At 67.9% G+C, this 16,953-nt stretch carries 18 protein-coding genes; 8 read left to right on the top strand and 10 right to left on the bottom strand.

The window, feature by feature from the left end:
- Position 1: 1 nt before the first annotated feature.
- The 10 genes from Q3A80_RS08850 to Q3A80_RS08805 all read right to left on the bottom strand — a co-directional run bounded on the left by Q3A80_RS08850 (position 2) and on the right by Q3A80_RS08805 (position 8,338).
- Positions 2–475 carry a glycine zipper 2TM domain-containing protein gene (locus Q3A80_RS08850; protein WP_446328675.1) on the bottom strand — a complete coding sequence of 158 codons (474 nt, stop codon included), beginning with the start codon at positions 473–475 and terminating at the stop codon, positions 2–4.
- A gap of 19 nt (positions 476–494) precedes the next feature.
- Positions 495–1,433, bottom strand: a complete 939-nt coding sequence (locus Q3A80_RS08845; RefSeq protein WP_446328674.1) for a carbohydrate kinase family protein — start codon at positions 1,431–1,433, stop codon at positions 495–497.
- Between the two features lie 94 nt (positions 1,434–1,527).
- A complete protein-coding gene (gene tpx / locus Q3A80_RS08840; protein WP_446328673.1) occupies positions 1,528–2,031 on the bottom strand; it encodes a thiol peroxidase in 504 nt (167 codons plus the stop codon).
- Between the two features lie 72 nt (positions 2,032–2,103).
- Complete coding sequence (locus tag Q3A80_RS08835) at positions 2,104–3,540, bottom strand: DUF3426 domain-containing protein (protein ID WP_446328672.1); 1,437 nt, start codon at positions 3,538–3,540, stop codon at positions 2,104–2,106.
- Positions 3,541–3,585: 45 nt separating this feature from the next.
- Positions 3,586–4,488 (bottom strand): 50S ribosomal protein L11 methyltransferase, encoded by a 903-nt coding sequence (prmA, locus tag Q3A80_RS08830; RefSeq protein ID WP_446328671.1) that lies wholly within the window; start codon positions 4,486–4,488, stop codon positions 3,586–3,588.
- A gap of 2 nt (positions 4,489–4,490) precedes the next feature.
- Complete coding sequence (gene accC, locus Q3A80_RS08825; protein WP_446328670.1) at positions 4,491–5,858, bottom strand: acetyl-CoA carboxylase biotin carboxylase subunit; 1,368 nt, start codon at positions 5,856–5,858, stop codon at positions 4,491–4,493.
- Between the two features lie 85 nt (positions 5,859–5,943).
- Positions 5,944–6,420: an acetyl-CoA carboxylase biotin carboxyl carrier protein gene (accB, locus tag Q3A80_RS08820; protein WP_040143360.1), complete on the bottom strand. Its 477-nt coding sequence runs from the start codon at positions 6,418–6,420 to the stop codon at positions 5,944–5,946.
- 64 nt (positions 6,421–6,484) lie between these two features.
- The gene (gene aroQ, locus Q3A80_RS08815) at positions 6,485–6,937 is read right to left on the bottom strand and encodes a type II 3-dehydroquinate dehydratase (protein ID WP_446328669.1); all 453 of its coding nucleotides are present in this window, start codon (positions 6,935–6,937) and stop codon (positions 6,485–6,487) included.
- A 194-nt stretch (positions 6,938–7,131) separates the two neighbouring features.
- Complete coding sequence (locus tag Q3A80_RS08810; protein ID WP_446328668.1) at positions 7,132–7,686, bottom strand: TlpA family protein disulfide reductase; 555 nt, start codon at positions 7,684–7,686, stop codon at positions 7,132–7,134.
- Positions 7,687–7,693: 7 nt separating this feature from the next.
- On the bottom strand, positions 7,694–8,338 hold the full coding sequence (locus tag Q3A80_RS08805; protein ID WP_446328667.1) for a UDP-N-acetylmuramate--alanine ligase: 645 nt from the start codon (positions 8,336–8,338) through the stop codon (positions 7,694–7,696).
- A 233-nt stretch (positions 8,339–8,571) separates the two neighbouring features.
- On the opposite strand from Q3A80_RS08805, the gene mpl reads away from it, so the two are divergent.
- The 8 genes from mpl to Q3A80_RS08765 all read left to right on the top strand — a co-directional run bounded on the left by mpl (position 8,572) and on the right by Q3A80_RS08765 (position 16,846).
- A complete protein-coding gene (gene mpl / locus Q3A80_RS08800) occupies positions 8,572–9,957 on the top strand; it encodes a UDP-N-acetylmuramate:L-alanyl-gamma-D-glutamyl-meso-diaminopimelate ligase (protein ID WP_059689100.1) in 1,386 nt (461 codons plus the stop codon).
- A complete protein-coding gene (locus Q3A80_RS08795) occupies positions 9,954–10,523 on the top strand; it encodes a YqiA/YcfP family alpha/beta fold hydrolase (RefSeq protein WP_446328666.1) in 570 nt (189 codons plus the stop codon). Before mpl ends, Q3A80_RS08795 begins: the two co-directional genes overlap by 4 nt.
- Positions 10,524–10,604: 81 nt before the next feature.
- A complete protein-coding gene (locus tag Q3A80_RS08790) occupies positions 10,605–12,704 on the top strand; it encodes a ribonuclease catalytic domain-containing protein (protein WP_446328665.1) in 2,100 nt (699 codons plus the stop codon).
- On the top strand, positions 12,701–13,567 hold the full coding sequence (gene aroE, locus Q3A80_RS08785; protein ID WP_446328664.1) for a shikimate dehydrogenase: 867 nt from the start codon (positions 12,701–12,703) through the stop codon (positions 13,565–13,567). The genes Q3A80_RS08790 and aroE overlap by 4 nt, the downstream gene beginning before the upstream one ends.
- Positions 13,568–13,580: 13 nt before the next feature.
- Positions 13,581–14,318 carry a monofunctional biosynthetic peptidoglycan transglycosylase gene (gene mtgA / locus Q3A80_RS08780; RefSeq protein ID WP_446328663.1) on the top strand — a complete coding sequence of 246 codons (738 nt, stop codon included), beginning with the start codon at positions 13,581–13,583 and terminating at the stop codon, positions 14,316–14,318.
- On the top strand, positions 14,315–14,521 hold the full coding sequence (locus Q3A80_RS08775) for a hypothetical protein (protein ID WP_446328662.1): 207 nt from the start codon (positions 14,315–14,317) through the stop codon (positions 14,519–14,521). The genes mtgA and Q3A80_RS08775 overlap by 4 nt, the downstream gene beginning before the upstream one ends.
- A 225-nt stretch (positions 14,522–14,746) precedes the next feature.
- Positions 14,747–16,357 carry a S10 family peptidase gene (locus Q3A80_RS08770; RefSeq protein ID WP_446328661.1) on the top strand — a complete coding sequence of 537 codons (1,611 nt, stop codon included), beginning with the start codon at positions 14,747–14,749 and terminating at the stop codon, positions 16,355–16,357.
- A gap of 84 nt (positions 16,358–16,441) precedes the next feature.
- Positions 16,442–16,846 carry an EF-hand domain-containing protein gene (locus Q3A80_RS08765; protein ID WP_446328660.1) on the top strand — a complete coding sequence of 135 codons (405 nt, stop codon included), beginning with the start codon at positions 16,442–16,444 and terminating at the stop codon, positions 16,844–16,846.
- Positions 16,847–16,953 lie beyond the last annotated feature (107 nt).

The following is a 16,953-nucleotide window of genomic DNA, read 5'->3' as shown; positions in this document are numbered from 1 at the left end:
GTTAGTGCGTGACGCGCGTGACGCCGCCGCTCGACAGCAGTCGTACACGCTCGCCGGCGCGGAACATTTCGCCGTTCGCTGCCTGCGTGATCGAGCGCAGGTCGCCGTTGTCGAGGCGCACGGTGATTTCGACACCGTTCGCCGTGCTGAGGTTTTCGCCGACCGCGTTGCCCGCGACCGCGCCGACGAGGCCGCCCGCGATGGCCGTCAGGATCGACCCCTTGCCGCCGCCGATCGCGCTGCCCGCGACTGCGCCGAGCGCGCCGCCACCGAGCGTGCCGATCGCGCTGCCGCCGCCGTCGGACTGGATGCGCACCGCGCGGACGCTTTCGACCGTGCCCATGCGGACCGTCTGTTCGCGCTGCGCCTGGCCGACGCTATAGACATCCGCCGAACCCGGCGCGGTGAAGCAGCCGGCGAGCGTGAGCGTGGCCGTCAGCATGGCCGCGAGCGTGAGGGTTTTTTTGGTCAACATCTTTGCTCTCCCACAATAATCATTTGAGACTGTACCCGAAGGCAGCCTCGAAGCGCGCGTCGATGTCGGCGCGCGTCAATGCGTAAGTTTGAGGCCCCTGGTGGGCAATCTTGATCGAGCCCATCAGGCTCGCGAGGCGGCCCGTGGTTGCCCAGTCGAGGCCGTTCTCGATGCCGTACAGCAGGCCGCCCCGGAACGCGTCGCCGCAACCGGTCGGATCGACGACACGCTCTGCTTGCACGACCGGAATCTGTTCTTCGCCGTTTTTGTGAAGAATGGTAGCGCCGTGCTCGCCGCGCGTAATGATCAACGCCTGAACCCGGCTGGCGATTTCCTGTTCGGACCAGCCCGTCTTGTCGCTGACGAGCTTGCCCTCGTAGTCGTTGACCGCGACGAAGGTCGCGAGTTCAATGATGCGGCGCAGCGTCGCGCCGTCGAACAGCGGCAGGCCCTGGCCCGGATCGAAGATGAACGGGATGCCGGCCTTCGCGAATTGCTCGGCGTGCTGGACCATCCCGTCGAAGCCGTCCGGCGCGACGATGCCGAGCTTCACGCCCGGCACTTCGTCCGCGCGGTTCAGGTGCGACTGCATCATCGCGCCCGGGTGGAACGCGGTGATCTGGTTGTTCTCGAGATCGGTCGTGATCATCGCCTGCGCGGTGTGCGTGTCGGGCACCACGCGCACGCTGGCCTTCGAAATGCCGAGGCTGTCGAGACGCTCGAGATAGCGGTCGGCATCGTTCGCGCCGACCGTCGCCATGATGCGCGCGTCGCCGCCGAGCATGTGCAGCGCGTAAGCGATGTTCCCCGCGCAACCGCCGAATTCGCGACGCATCGTCGGCACGAGGAAGCTCACGTTCAGAAGGTGAACCTGGTCGGGCAGGATGTGCTCGCGAAACCGGCCTTCGAAGGTCATGATGTTGTCGTAGGCGAGCGAGCCGCAAATCAGCGTAGTCAAGGCGTGCGTTCCTGTAGAGAGCAAAGGGAAGCGGCCGCCCGGGCCGCGCGCGCAGGCCATCGGGCCTCGCGCGGCTGGGCCGGGCGGCAGCGGGTTACTTCAGTGCGGCGAGCGCTGCGTCGTAGTTCGGCTCGTCCTTGATCTCGCTGACGAGTTCCGTGTGGATCACCTTGTCCTGCGCGTCGAGCACGACGACCGCGCGGGCCGTCAGGCCGTTCAGCGGGCCGCTCGTCACGTCGACGCCGTATGCGTTCGCGAACGCGCGGCCGCCGCGGAACGTCGAGGCCGTCACGACGTTCGCGAGGCCTTCGGTCGTGCAGAAGCGCGTGGCGGCGAACGGCAGGTCGCCGGACACGACGATCACGACGGTGTTGTCGAGCGACGACGCGGCTTCGTTGAACTTGCGGGTCGACGTCGCGCAGGTCGGCGTGTCGAGGCTCGGGACGATGTTCAGCACCTTGCGCTTGCCGGCGAAGCTGGCGAGCGTCAAATCGGCGAGATCCTTGCCGACCAGCTTGAAGTCGGGGGCTTGCGAGCCGACGGCCGGGAACGTGCCGGCGAGATCGATCGGGTTGCCACCCAGCGTAACTTTGCTCATGTTCGTGCTCCGAAATAGCGCGCCGCTGCGGCGCGCGGGTTGAGACGGCGCGCATGCGCGCGCCGCGGGGCGTCACGGATAGAAGATCTGGACGCGGAAATTCGACGCCGGCGCGCCGTTCGTGTCGAGACGCACGACCATCGTCTGCGTCGTGCCGGGCGGCAGCCCGGCGTCGATCGGCGTGCCCGGGCGCACGTAGTCGCGCGGCGCGAGCACGCGGCGCACGGTCACGTGATTCGTGTCGTCGAGGAGCGTCAGCTCGAGCGACGGGTACGCGAGCGGGACGCGGTAGCGGTTCGTCAGCGGCACCTTCAGCTCCAGCACGCGCGGGCCGTCGACCTGCCGCAGGTCGGTCGCGTCGAGCCGCAGGCCGTCGATCGCGCGCGGCGGCGTCACCGTGCAGCCGAGCGGCGCGCACGCGTGCCGGAACCAGCCCTGCGTGACGGGCCAGTAGATCATCACGGACTCGCGCTGCCACCACGCGAGTTGCGCGACCAGCAGCACCGCGAGCGCGGCCGCGACGAGCCCGCCGAAAAAGCCGCCGAGCATCCCGCGCCGCTGCGGCGCGCGCGTTTCGCGCGTGACGGCGAACGGCGGGCGGTCGTCGTCGGTCAGGGCGGCGGGGAAGGGGGCCGGCTGGACGGCCGGTTGGACGGCCCGTTGCGCGTCAGGGGCGCTGGCGGCCGCAGCCGGTGCGGTCGCGCGTTCGCCGGCGTGCGTGTCGGGTACGGATTCAGCCTGGGCTTCGGGTTCGGGCTCGGCTTGCACCGGCCGGAACGCGAAGCGCGGTTCGCGCGGTGCGTGCTCGTCGTCAGGCACGGCGAACCGCGCGTTGCCGACCGGTTCCGCCGATTCCGCCGCAGCGCGTTCGACGGCTGGCTCGTGCGCGACGAAGCGCGGTTCGCGCAGGTCGGGTTCGGCCGGCGGCGTCAGCGGTTCGCGCAGGCCGGATTGGGCAGGCGGCGTGAACGGTTCGCGCAGGTCCGGTTCGGCGGGCGGCGTCAATGGTTCGTCGACGTCGTGGCGCGCCGCATCCGGTTCCACCGGTCGCGCGATGTCGGCATGCAGTTCGGCCGGGCCCGACGCGATCGGCGCGGGCGTGCCGGACAGATGAACGACACCGGCCTCCGTCGACGGCAGCGCGAGCGGAATCAGCGGCTCGATGCGCACCGTCTGCACGTTGTGCTGCAGGGACGGATCGACGCCGGCGTCGAGCCACGGCGCCCACATGTCCCAGCCGTCGGGCTTGTAGTCGGTGCCGGCGGCCGGCTCGGCCGGTGCGTCGGTGGTGAAGAGCCGCGCGGGCGCCGCGCCGTGCTGCGGCCCGGCGGCCGCCGTTTCGGTCAGCGCCGGTTCGGGCCGCTGCGCCGGTTCCGGCACGAGCGACTGCGATGCGTTGAAGACCTGCTGGCAGTGTCCGCAGCGCACGAGCCCGTCATGCAGCGACAGCTGCTCCTGCTGCAGCCGGAAGACGGTTTCGCAATGAGGGCAGCGCGTTGCAAGAAGCATGTCGAGCCGGGCGGCCTGCTGGCCAGAGTGAAGGACAGCGCTATTCTAATGGCTTTCGCGCCGCGTTCCGGCGAGGCATACCCAACCTTCGTGTTCGCGCCAGACCGAGATGTCGACGTAGCGCGCATAGACGGCCGCGACTTCGTCCGCCTGGCGCGCGAGCACGCCCGACAGCGCGATGCGCCCGCCCGGTTTCACCTTCGACGCGAGCATCGACGCCATCAGCTTCAGCGGATTCGACAGGATGTTCGCGACGACGATGTCGAACTCGCCGGCCGGGCACGCGTCGGGCAGCCCGTACGTGACTTCCGCATGGTTGCGTTCGCTGTTCTGCCGCGCCGATTCGACTGCCTGCGGATCGATGTCGATGCCGACCACGGGGTTCGCCCCGCATTTCTGCGCGAGGATCGCGAGAATGCCCGAGCCGCAGCCGTAGTCGAGCACCGACTGGCCGGGCTTCACCGACTGCTCGAGCCATTCCATGCACAGGCGCGTGGTGGGGTGGCTGCCGGTGCCGAACGCGAGGCCCGGATCGAGCTCGAGGATCAGCGCGTCGGGATCGGGCGCATCGTGCCATGACGGCACGACCCAGATCCGTTCGCCGATCGGAATCGGCTCGAACTGCGACTGCGTGAGCCGCACCCAGTCCTGCTCCTCGACTTCGCGAACGTCGAACTTCGGCGTATCGGCGATGCCGATCTCGTTGGCCGCGGCCGCGAGCAGCACGGCCGGCTCGTGATCGGGCGACAGCAGTGCGATCACGCGCGAGTGCTGCCACGCGGTGCGTTCGGGCACGAGGCCCGGCTCGCCGAAGAGCGGCTGTTCGTCGGGCGTGTCGGCGTCGGCGTCTTCGACCGACACCGACAGCGCGCCGAGATCGAGCAGCGCGTCGGACAGCGCCTCCGCATGCTCACGGGCCAGTTCGACGACGAGTTCGCGATAGCTCATGCTTACGCTTCTTCCGGTGCGACCTGCTGCTTCTGCGCGAGCCGGTGTTCGAGGTAATGGATGCTGGTGCCGCCTTCGACGAACTTCGAGTCGATCATCAGCTCGCGATGCAGCGGGATGTTGGTCTGGATCCCTTCGACGACCATTTCCGACAGCGCGATGCGCATCCGGCGGATCGCCTGGTCGCGCGTCGCGCCGTAGGTGATCAGCTTGCCGATCATCGAATCATAGTTCGGCGGCACGAAATAGCCATTGTAGGCATGCGAGTCGACGCGCACGCCGGGGCCGCCCGGCGTATGCCACGACGTGATCCGGCCCGGCGACGGCGTGAACTTGAACGGATCTTCAGCGTTGATCCGGCATTCGATCGCATGTCCGCGGAACTGGATGTCGCGCTGGCGCAGCGCGAGCTTCTCGCCGGCCGCGATGCGGATCTGTTCCTGCACGATGTCGACGCCCGTGATCATCTCCGACACCGGGTGCTCGACCTGCACGCGCGTGTTCATTTCGATGAAGTAGAACTCGTTGTTCTCGTACAGGAATTCGAACGTGCCCGCGCCGAGGTAGCCCATCTTCTTGCACGCGTCCGCGCAGCGGTCGCCGATGCGCTCGATCAGGCGGCGCGGAATGCCGGGCGCCGGCGCTTCCTCGATCACCTTCTGGTGGCGGCGCTGCATCGAGCAGTCGCGCTCGCCGAGCCAGATCGCGTTCTTGTGCGCATCCGACAGCACCTGGATTTCGATGTGGCGCGGGTTCTCGAGGAACTTCTCCATGTACACCTGCGGGTTGCCGAATGCGCGGCCGGCTTCCTCGCGGGTCATGTTGACCGCGTTGACGAGCGCGGCCTCGGTGTGCACGACACGCATCCCGCGCCCGCCGCCGCCGCCCGCTGCCTTGATGATGACCGGATAGCCGATCGTGCGCGCAATCTTCACGATCTCCTTCGGATCTTCCGGCAACGCGCCTTCCGAACCCGGCACGCACGGCACGCCGGTCTTGATCATCGTCTGCTTCGCGGTGACCTTGTCGCCCATCATCCGGATCGTTTCCGGACGCGGGCCGATAAACGTGAAGCCCGACTGCTCGACGCGTTCCGCGAAGTCGGCGTTCTCCGACAGGAAGCCGTAGCCGGGGTGGATCGCCTCGGCATCGGTGACTTCCGCGGCGCTGATCAGCGCCGGCATGTTCAGGTAACTCAGGTTCGACGGGGCCGGGCCGATACAGACGGCTTCGTCCGCGAGGCGCACGTACTTGGCTTCCTTGTCGGCTTCCGAGTAGACGACCACCGTCTTGACGCCCAGCTCGCGGCACGCGCGCTGGATGCGCAGCGCGATTTCACCGCGGTTGGCAATGAGGATTTTTTCAAACATAGCGAATATTCGTCTCTTCGAGGGGCGCGCGAACGGCGCCTGGCGAGCATCGGCGGCGCGCGGCCTGGCAGGCCGCGCGGCGGATTTAGCCGATCACGAAAAGCGGCTGGCCGTATTCGACGGCCTGGCCGTTCTCGACGAGGATTTCCTTGATCACGCCGGCTTTGTCCGACTCGATCTCGTTGAGCAGCTTCATCGCTTCGATGATGCAGATGGTCTGGCCTTCCTTGACCGAATCGCCGACCTGGACGAACGGGTCCGCGCCCGGCGACGGCGCGCGGTAGAACGTGCCGACCATCGGCGACGTCACGACGTGGCCTTGCGGCGCGGCGGGCGCCGCAGCGGCGCCTGCCGCCGGCGCGGCTGCCGCGCCTTCGGCCGGCAGCGCGACCGACGGAGCCGGTGCGCTGACCTGCGGGGCAAATCCGCCCGTCGGCTGGACATAGACCGGCGGCGCGTTCTTGACGATACGCACCTTGCCTTCGCCTTCCGTCACTTCCAGCTCGGAGATGCCGGATTCGGAAACGAGGTCGATCAGAGTTTTCAGCTTACGAAGATCCATCGGGAATTCCCCTTTCAATACGTGAAAGCGCCGGTGGGACCGGCGCTGAATCTAGATCGCGAAATCAGCCGCGCGACGCGCCTTGCAGCTTGTCCAGCGCGTACTCGAGCGCGTACAGATAGCCTTTCCAGCCGAGCCCGCAGATCACGCCTTCGGCCTGGTCGGAAAAGTAGGAGTGGTGCCTGAACGCTTCGCGGCGGTGCACGTTCGACAAATGAATCTCGACGAACGGGATGCCGACGCCGGCGAGCGCGTCCCGGATCGCGACGCTCGTGTGCGTATATGCGGCGGGATTGATCAGGATGAAATCGGTCCGTTCCTCCCGCGCCGCCTGGATGCGGTCGACCAGCGCGCCTTCATGGTTGCTCTGGAACGACGACAGTTCGGCGCCGGCTTCCTGCGCCCGTGCGGCAAGCGCCTGATCGATCTGCGCGAGCGTGACGCGGCCGTACACCTCCGGTTCCCGGGTGCCGAGAAGGTTCAGGTTGGGGCCGTGCAACACCAGCAATCGTGTCATGGTCGCTTCTATTTCTGCGGAATTGCGCGAACTTTAGCGCTATTTAGAGAAATTTGTCTAGTTTTGCCGAACGGCCGAGTGCGCGCGACCTGCAAGAATTACCGGTGCGAATCCAAAGTATCGGCGAATTCACGTGAAATTGCCGCGATCGACGCACAAATGGTCGGCAACGTGCGGACGGCCGTCCGGAACGATCACAGCGCGTCGAGCGTCTTTTTCAGCTCGGCCGGCTGGATTTGGCCCAATTTTGTCTCGCGGATCTTGCCGGTTTCGTCGATCACGACCGTAAACGGCAGCGCGCCGGCCGTGTTGCCGAAATTACGGGCCAGATCGGCGCCCGCATATCCGCTGACGAAAACGGGGTAGTCGACCTTCACCTTCTGCAGGAAATTCTTCACGTTCTGGTCGGAATCGACGCCGATCCCGATGAAGCGGATGCCTTTTTGCTTGTATTGATGCGACAGCGCGACGAGCTCCGGCATTTCCTCGACGCACGGACCGCACCACGACGCCCAGAAGTTGACCACGACCTTCTGGCCCTTGAAGGAGGCGAGCGACGCCGGCTTGCCGTCGACGCCGGTGAGCGACGCGGCCCACAGCTGTTCGACCGGGTTGCCCTGCGCGGCAGGCGCGGCGACCGCGACGCCGTCGTCGGCGCTGCCGCCACGGAACCAGTGGCCGGCGGCGAGCCCGCCGGCGACGGCGGCGGCCGCGACCACCGCGACCGCCAACATGCGTTTCATCGTCATCGTTGAATCATTCCGGTTCGGAAGGAGCGTTGCCGGCTTCGATCAGCGCGCGCAATGCGGCGGTGTCCGCACGGGCGACCCGGCCGCGGGCATCGGCCTTGACCGCGCCGCGCAGGTCGTCGCTCGCGTACAGCGCGACGTGAATGCCGATCGCGTCGACGTCGCGCCGCGGGCGCCACAGGAAGCTGAGCGTCTCGACGTCGGCGCGACCGGCGAAATGCCGCGTCTCGGACACGTCGTACTGAACGTTCTGGTTCAGCAGGTAGATCGCAACGTCCTTCGGGTTGTCGGTGAATATCTGCAAATGGATGTCCGAATGCGCGTTCGCGGTGCCGTTCAGCACGGCGCCCGTCACATACGGATTGAACTCGGCGAGCCGGCGCATCCAGTCGAGCGCGATCTCGCGCAGGCGGCGCAGCTCGTCGGGCTGCGTGTCGCTCTGGAACAGCGCGAGGTACTCGCGCAGTTCTTCCTCGATCAGGTCGTTATCCGGCAGCCATTCGCCGGCAACGCGCGAATCGCCGAACAGCTGGCGCGCGGCCTTGCGCTTCGCGCTGGCGTAATCGAGGCCGTCCTCCGCGATCAGGCGGGCGGCGGACTGGGCGATTTCCTCGCGGGCGCGCCGCGGGTCGACAAGGGGTTTGCGAGACATGATCCGGCAATCATACTCGATCGCCGCCGCGGCCGAACGCGCTGCGGCGGGTGCCGCCGGTCGCGCCGCGCGGCATCCGGATCGGTCGTTCGGGCCGCCGGGCACAGCGGGGCGTCAGTTACAATGACGGTCTTTGTGTCGCGGCGAAAGTCGTTGGCCGGGCGGCCCGTCCGGCGCGCCGCGGACCTTCCTTTCCGAATCGACGGCGCCCGGCGGCGCGAAAGCATTCATCTATGCACATCCACATTCTTGGCATCTGCGGCACCTTCATGGGCGGTCTCGCCGTGCTCGCGCGCGAGGCGGGCCACACGGTGACGGGTTGCGACGCGGGCGTCTATCCGCCGATGAGCACGCAGCTCGAGGCGCAGGGCATCACGCTGATCGAGGGCTACGGCGCCGAGCAGATCGACCTGAAGCCCGACCTGTTCGTGATCGGCAACGTCGTCACGCGCGGCAACCCGCTGATGGAGGCGATCCTCGATCGCGGCCTGCCGTACGTGTCCGGCCCGCAATGGCTCGGCGAACACGTGCTGGCCGGCAAGTGGGTGCTCGCGGTCGCGGGTACGCACGGCAAGACGACCACGTCGTCGATGCTCGCGTGGCTGCTGGAAGACGCGGGCCTGAACCCGGGCTTCCTGATCGGCGGCGTGCCGCTGAACTTCGGCGTGTCGGCGCGGCTGACCGATTCGAGCTTCTTCGTGATCGAGGCCGACGAATACGACACGGCGTTCTTCGACAAGCGCTCGAAGTTCGTCCACTACCGGCCGCGCACCGCGGTGCTCAACAATCTCGAATTCGATCACGCCGACATCTTCCCGGATCTCGCCGCGATCGAAACGCAATTCCATCATCTCGTGCGTACCGTGCCGGGCGTCGGACGGATCGTCACGAACGGCCGTTCCGACGCGCTCGAGCGCGTGCTCGCGCGCGGCTGCTGGAGCGAAGTCGAGCGGTTCGGCGTCGACGGCGGCTGGCAGGCGCTGCCGGCCGAGGACGGCGTGCCGGTCGACGAGCGCTTCGCGGTCTATTCGCAGGCCGAGCGCGTCGGTGAAGTCGCATGGCAGGTGCAGGGCGACCACAACCGGATGAACGCGCTCGCGGCGATCGCGGCCGCGCGCCACGTCGGTGTGCCGCCCGCGCAGGCCGCCGAATCGCTCGCATCGTTCCGCAACGTGAAGCGCCGGATGGAAGTGCGCGGCAGCGTGGACGGCGTAACCGTCTACGACGACTTCGCGCACCATCCGACCGCGATCGAAACCACGATCGCCGGCCTTCGCGCGCGCATCGGCCGGCAAAATTCCCGCATCCTCGCGGTGCTCGAGCCGCGCTCGAACACGATGAAGCTCGGCGTGATGAAGGCGCAGCTGCCGGCGAGCCTCGCCGACGCCGATCTCGTGTTCGGCTACGGCGCGCCGACAGGGCGCGACGCGCTCGGCTGGAATCTCGGCGACGCGCTTGCGCCGCTCGGCGACAAGGCCCGCGCGTTCGACGATCTCCATCTGCTGGTGAAGTCGGTCGTCGAAGCCGCGCGTCCGGGCGACCACGTGCTCGTGATGAGCAACGGCGGGTTCGGCGGCGTGCACCAGAAGCTGCTCGACGCGCTCGGGAGCCGCGCGTGATCCTCTATCTGCACGGGTTCCGGTCGTCGCCGGAGTCGCAGAAGTCGCGGTTGCTCGCCGCACGGATGGCCGAGCTCGGCCGTATGCACGAGTGGCGCTGCCCGTCGCTGTCGGTGTCGCCGCTGGACGCGATCGCGGTCGCGGAAGCCGAGGTGGCCGGCGCGCGCGACGTGACCGTGATCGGCAGCTCGCTCGGCGGCTACTACGCGACCTGGCTCGCCGAAAAGCACGGCTGGAAGGCCGTGCTGCTGAATCCGGCGATCGTGCCGCAGCGCGATCTCGAGCAATATCTGGGCGAACAGCCGCTGTGGCACGGCGGCGGGTCGATCGTCGTCGAGCGCCGTCACCTGCAGGAGCTCGACGCGCTGCGCGTGCCGGCCATTTCGCGGCCCGAACGCTACTATCTGTTCGCGGCGACCGGCGACGAAGTGCTCGACTACCGCGAGATGCTCGCCCATTACCCGGGCGCGAAAACGCGCGTGATCGAAGGCAGCGATCACGGAATCAGCGAATTTGCCGACTATGTCGACGACGTTCTCGCCTTTTGCGACGACAGAGCGTCATGAATCCGGCGTCATGCCGATCGAATTCCCATCATCATGCGGCGCCGCCGATGCGGCGTCCGGCAGTCTGAACGAGAGTACTGAGTGAACGTTTTCTTCGAGGAATCGGGCAGTTTCAAGGCGGGCAGCGTGCTGTCGCGCCAGGGCGACGCGTTTCAGGTCGAGTTGCCCGGCGGGCGGCGGGCCAAGGTGCGCGCAAAGGACGTGCTGATCGAATTCGACAAGCCGGCCGCGAGCGAACTGATGCAGGAAGCCGATTCGGCCGCGCAGCAGATCGACCTCGATTTCCTGTGGGAATGCGCACCGGCCGAGGAATTCGCGTACACGGCGCTGGCCGCCGAGTACTTCGGCGCGACCTACGGCCCGGTCGAGCGCGCGGCGCTGGTGCTGCGCCTGCACGGCTCGCCCGTGTACTTCCGCCGCAAGGGGCGCGGCCAGTATCAGCGCGCGCCGGAAGAGCAGCTCAAGATGGCGCTCGCGTCGCTCGAGCGCAAGCGCCAGCAGGCGCTCGTCCAGGCGCAGTACGAAGAGGAACTGAAGGCCGGCAAGCTGCCGGAGGCGTTCGCGGGCAAGGTGCTCGGGCTGCTGACGCGGCCGGACAAGAATTCGATCGAATTCAAGGCGCTCGAGGCGGCGGCCGGCGCGCGCGGCGTGTCGCCGGCGCGGCTGATGCTCGACTGCGGCGGCATCGAGTCGCCCCGCGCGCTGCACGAGGCGCGCTTCCTCGCGGAATTCTTCCCGCACGGCACGGGCTTTCCGCCCGTCACGGTCGGGCCGCTGCCGGACGACCTGCCGCGCGCGGACGTCGCCGCGTTCTCGATCGACGACATCACGACGACCGAAATCGACGACGCGTTCTCGGTCGAGCACCTGGCCGACGGCCGCGTGCGGATCGGCGTGCACATCGCGGCACCGGCGCTCGGCATCGTGCGCGGCGATCCGGTCGACGCGATCGCGCGCGCGCGCCTGTCGACCGTCTACATGCCGGGCGACAAGATCACGATGCTGCCGGACGACGTCGTCGACGTGTTCACGCTGAAAGAGGGCGACTATCGCCCGGCACTGTCGCTGTACATCATCGTGAACCGCGAAACGCAGGACATCGTCGCGAACGAGACGCGCGCCGAACTCGTGTACGTGAAGAGCAACCTGCGTCACAACACGCTCGACGAGCTCGTCACCGAAGAGACGCTCGCGGCCGGCACCGGCGACTACCCGCACAAGGACGACATCGCCGTACTGTGGCCGCTCGCGCAGGCGCTGTTCGAGAAGCGCCAGGTCGCGCGCGCGGGCTACGGCCTGAAGCGCGAGGTGCAGCGCAACACCGACTACAACTTCTACGTCGAAGGCGAGCACGTGACGATCACGCCGCGCCGCCGCGGCTCGCCGCTCGACCTGATCGTGTCGGAACTCGCGATCCTCGCGAACTCGACGTGGGGCGCGTTCCTGCACGACCACACGGTACCGGGCATCTACCGCTCGCAGCGCGGTTTCGGCGCGCCGGGCCCGAAGCGCACGCGGATGCAGACGACGGCCGCGCCGCACGAAGGCCTCGGCGTCGCGCAGTACGCATGGAGCACGTCGCCGCTGCGCCGCTACGTCGACCTCGTGAACCAGTGGCAGCTGCTCGCGTGCGTGCAGCACGGCGTGACCGCGAAGCTGGCCGCGCCGTTCAAGCCGAAGGACGCCGATCTCTACGCGGTCGTGCAGGGCTTCGACGACACCTATACCGCGTACGCCGACTACCAGCGCCGGATGGAGTACTTCTGGTGCCTGCGCTGGCTCGCGCAGGAGCAGAGGAAGCAGGTCGTCGCGAGCGTCGTGAAGGGCGATCTCGTGCGGCTCGAGGAAATCCCGCTGCTGCTGCACGTGCCGGGGCTCGGCGTGCATGCGCGCGGCACGCGCGTGCTGCTCGACGTGATGTCGCTCGACGAGCTGACGATCGAGGCGTCGGTGCGGCTGCTGAACGTGCTCGACGCGCCGACCGTGACGAGCGGCGACGCGGCCGACGAAGAGGATGACGCCGAAGGCGGCGACGACACGCTGGTCGATGCGGAAGACGCATCGGCGCAAACCGAGGCCGAAGCGCTGGCCGAATCGGGCGACGCGGCGGCCGACGGCGGCGATGCCGCAAACGGCACCGGCCAGGAAAGCGCGGCAAGCGAAGAGGGACGCGCATCGTGAGCGCCGCCGCGTCGACGAGCGGCGCCGACCGCTACGTGGTGTTCGGCAATCCGGTGGCGCACAGCAAGTCGCCGTTCATCCACGCGCAGTTCGCCGCGCAGACGGGCGAGGCGATCGTCTACGAACACCGGCTCGCGCCGGTCGACGGCTTCGAGGCCGCCGTGCGTGCGTTCGTTGCCGAAGGCGGCCGCGGCGCGAACGTGACGGTACCGTTCAAGCTCGACGCGCACGCGCTCGCCGACACGCTGTCGCCGCGCGCGGCTGCGGCAGGTGCGGTGAATACGCTGCGCATCGACGCGGGCGGCCGCATCCACGGCGACAACACCGACGGCGCCGGCCTCGTGCGCGACATCGAACTGAATCTCGGCGTGTCGCTCGCGGGCGCGCGCATCCTGCTGCTCGGCGCGGGCGGCGCGGCGCGCGGCGTCGTGCTGCCGATGCTCGAGCGCGCACCGCTGTCGATCACGATCGTGAACCGCACCGCGAGCAAGGCCGAGGCGCTCGTCGGCCAGTTCACGCAGGCCGCGCACGACGCGGGTTGCGTGCTGTCGGGCGGCGGCCCGGACGCCGTGCGCGCGGAACCGTACGACGTGATCGTCAACGCGACGGCCGGCAGCCTCGATGCGGCGCTGCCGGAGTGCGACGCGGCCGCGTTCGGCGCCGGCACGCTCGCGTACGACATGATGTACGGCGCGCAGCCGACCGTGTTCATGCAGCATGCGGCGTCGCTCGGCGCACGCACGGCCGACGGGCTCGGGATGCTGGTCGAGCAGGCGGCCGAATCGTTCTTCATCTGGCGCGGTGTGCGGCCGGACGGCGCACCGGTGCTGGCCGCGCTGCGCCACGCGCTCGCGGCGGCCTGAGCAGGGCGCGCAGGTGGCGGCGGTGAGCGGCGCGCAGCGCACGCGCACGGTGGGCCTGACCCGCTGGCTCGTCTATGCGGGGTCGGTGTTCGCGGGTGCGTGGCTCGCGACGCAGCTGTTCTATCTCGTGCAGATCGCCGCGTGGTCGTTCATCAATCCCGGCTCGACCGCGTTCATGCGCACCGACGCATGGTGGCTGTCGCGCGACAAGCCGCCCGCGCAGATCCAGCACCAATGGGTGCCGTACGACCAGATCTCGCGCAACCTGAAGCGCGCGCTGATCGCGTCGGAAGATTCGACGTTCGCGACCAACAACGGCTACGACGTCGACGCGATCCTGCAGGCGTGGGAGAAGAACAAGGCGCGCGGCCGGATCGTCGCGGGCGGTTCGACGATCACGCAGCAGCTCGCGCGCAACCTGTTCCTGTCGCGCGAGAAGAGCTACATCCGCAAGGGGCAGGAACTGATCATCACGTGGATGCTCGAGACGGTGCTCGACAAGGAGCGCATTTTCGAGATCTACCTGAATTCGGTCGAATGGGGCCGCGGCGTGTACGGCGCCGAGGCCGCCGCACGCTATTACTACCGGATTCCCGCCAGCCGGCTCGGCGCGTGGCAGTCCGCGCGCCTCGCGGTGATGCTGCCGAAGCCGCGCTGGTTCGACGCGCACCGCGGCTCGGCCTACCAGGCGCAGCGCGCGGCCGTGATCGCGCGCCGGATGGGCGCCGCCGAGCTGCCGCAATCGCAGTGAGCGGCGCGGTCGCGCCGCCGCATTGTCCGTTCCGTCGTCCGCACGCCGATGCTGCGCTGCAGCGCATTCGTGTCGCCGCGCGTGCCGTGCGTCATCCACTAGACGAAATCGTCTATTTCGGTTTGCTGAGCAATGCGTGCGGCCACGCGATTTTGTTTGCCGATATGGCGCGAAATTCGCACGATTTTAGTCGCGCCCACTAAACGCCCGCGCGACTGAAAGGCCGGTGAAATGCAACGGTTCGCGAATCGAAGCATTCCTGAAAGGTGTGCGCTGCACCGACTCCCGCGCAAATATTTCCAAATTTTTCAAAGCCGACCCGCTCGCGTATATTGGCCAGCGCCTCGGCTTATCGGCCGCAATCGAGGCGGGGGGCGGCTTACCCGGCTGCTCGACACAAAAAAACATTCGAGAGAAGGAAAGCAACGATGCCAGCGAGCAAAGCGAAGCTGTTGTTGGGAGTCGTGTTCTCTTCGCTGATTCTGACGGCCTGCAACGACGACGTGACGTCGTCCGCCGCAGCAGGCACCGCCAATTCAGCCGATCCCGCCGCGCAGGTGGACAGGCCGTACAACGATCCCAACAGTTATTCGTCGAGTGCGAGCGCGTCGCTCGACGCGTCCGCCGCGGTCGAAAAGGCCGCCGTCACCCATCACCAGATCACGCTGAACGGCAAGACGATCGGCTACACGGCCACCGCCGGCCACCTCGTCGCGCGCAATCCGCAGACGGGCGCGCCCGAAGCGTCGTTCTTCTACGTCGCATATACCGCCGACAACCAGCCCGCGGCGAAGCGCCCGGTCACGTTCCTGTACAACGGCGGCCCCGGCTCCGCATCGGTGTGGCTGCATCTCGGCTCGTTCGGTCCGAAGCGGATCCAGACGGGCGACCCGAACGCGAACACGTCGACGTTCCCGTTCGTCGACAACGCGGAAAGCCTGCTCGACACCACCGACCTCGTGTTCGTCGATGCGATCGGCACCGGCTTCTCGGAAGCGATCGCGCCGAACACGAACCAGACGTTCTGGGGCGTCGACCAGGACGCCGGCGCCTTCCGCGACTTCGTCACGCGCTACATCGCCGTGAACCAGCGCAACGATTCGCCGAAGTACCTGTTCGGCGAGTCGTACGGCACGCCGCGCACCGACGTGCTCGCGAACCTGCTCGAGACGGCCGGCGTGAAGCTCGCCGGCATCGTGCTGCAGTCGTCGATCCTGAACTACAACGCGAACTGCGACATGGCGAGCGACTATGTCGGCAACTCGAACAACGGTGCGAGCCCCGTCAGTTGCGCGGGCTTCGTGCCGTCGTACGGCGCCGTCGGCGCGTACTACCAGCTCGACAATCCGAATCCGTCGAACCTGCCGCAGTACGCGGACCAGATGCGCCTGTTGACGGCCGGCAGCTACGCGCCCGCCGTGAACGCGTATCTCGCGAGCCATACGGCGCCGTCGCCGAGCCTCGTCGCGACGATGTCGAACGCGACCGGCGTCAAGCAGTCGCTGTGGAATGCCGACTTCAACGTGGTCCCGACCTTCTTCGACAACAGCGTCCAGGTGTCGCTGATCCCGGGCACGCTGATCGGCCGCTACGACGCACGCGTGAACGTGCCGTCGTCGAGCCCGCTCGCAGCGGACGGCGACCCGTCGAGCACGTTCATTACGAAGCCGTTCACCGACACGATCGGCAGCTACCTGCCGAACGTGCTGAAGTACAGCGCGCAGTCCGCGTATTCGGTCAGCAGCAATGCGATCCAGACCTGGGACTGGTCGCACGACGGCCTCGCGATGCCGGACACGATCCCCGATCTCGCCGCGGCGCTCACGCTGAATCCGGCGCTGAAGGTGCTGTCGCTGAACGGGTATCACGACATCGCGACGCCGTTCTACCAGACCGAGCTCGACCTCGCGCGGCTCGGCTCGCAACCGAACCTGACGATCAAGGACTATCAGGGTGGACACATGGTCTATCTCGACGACACGTCGCGTCCGCAGGAGAAAGCCGACCTCGTGACGTTCTACAACGCGGCCGCGCACTGATGCGATGGACTGGTCCGGCGATGCGCGCCCGTGGCGGCGCGCATCGCCGGCCGTCGACGACCCCATTCCAGACTGGAGCCTGACATGAAGAAACGTTTCATCGTCGTTGCCGCGGCGCTTGCGTGCGCCGGCGTCGCAGCATCCGCATCGGTGTCCGCATTCGCACAGGCGAGCGACGCCGCCACCCCAGCGCGCGCGCGCCAGGCGCAGCTCGGCGATCCGTACGTGCCGCCGGCCGCGCGCAAGCCGACCGCCGGCACGCAGACGACCGGCGCCGCGCTGCACGCGCAGGTGGTGCGCAAGCTCACGCGGCAGTTCGGCGCGGCCGACACGCAGAACACCGGTTCCATCACCGAAGCGCAGGCGCGTGCGGCGGGCCTCGGCTACGTCGCGAACCACTTCCGGCAGATCGATGCGAGCGGCAGCGGCCGCGTGTCGTTCGCGGACGTGCAGCGCTACATGCAGGCGCGCAGCGCGAACCAGCAGTAAGTACGGCGTGCACGCATGACGGGGGCGGATCCTGCGACACGCGGGTTCCGCCCCCGTGCGCATCGCGCGCGAACTTTCCCGCGGCGCACGCTCGCGCGGGTTTCTCA

The sequence above is a fragment of the Burkholderia sp. SR8 genome, assembly GCF_052851275.1.
Note: the sequence above shows the minus strand (reverse complement) of the source record. Positions and strands in the feature narration are given on the sequence as shown.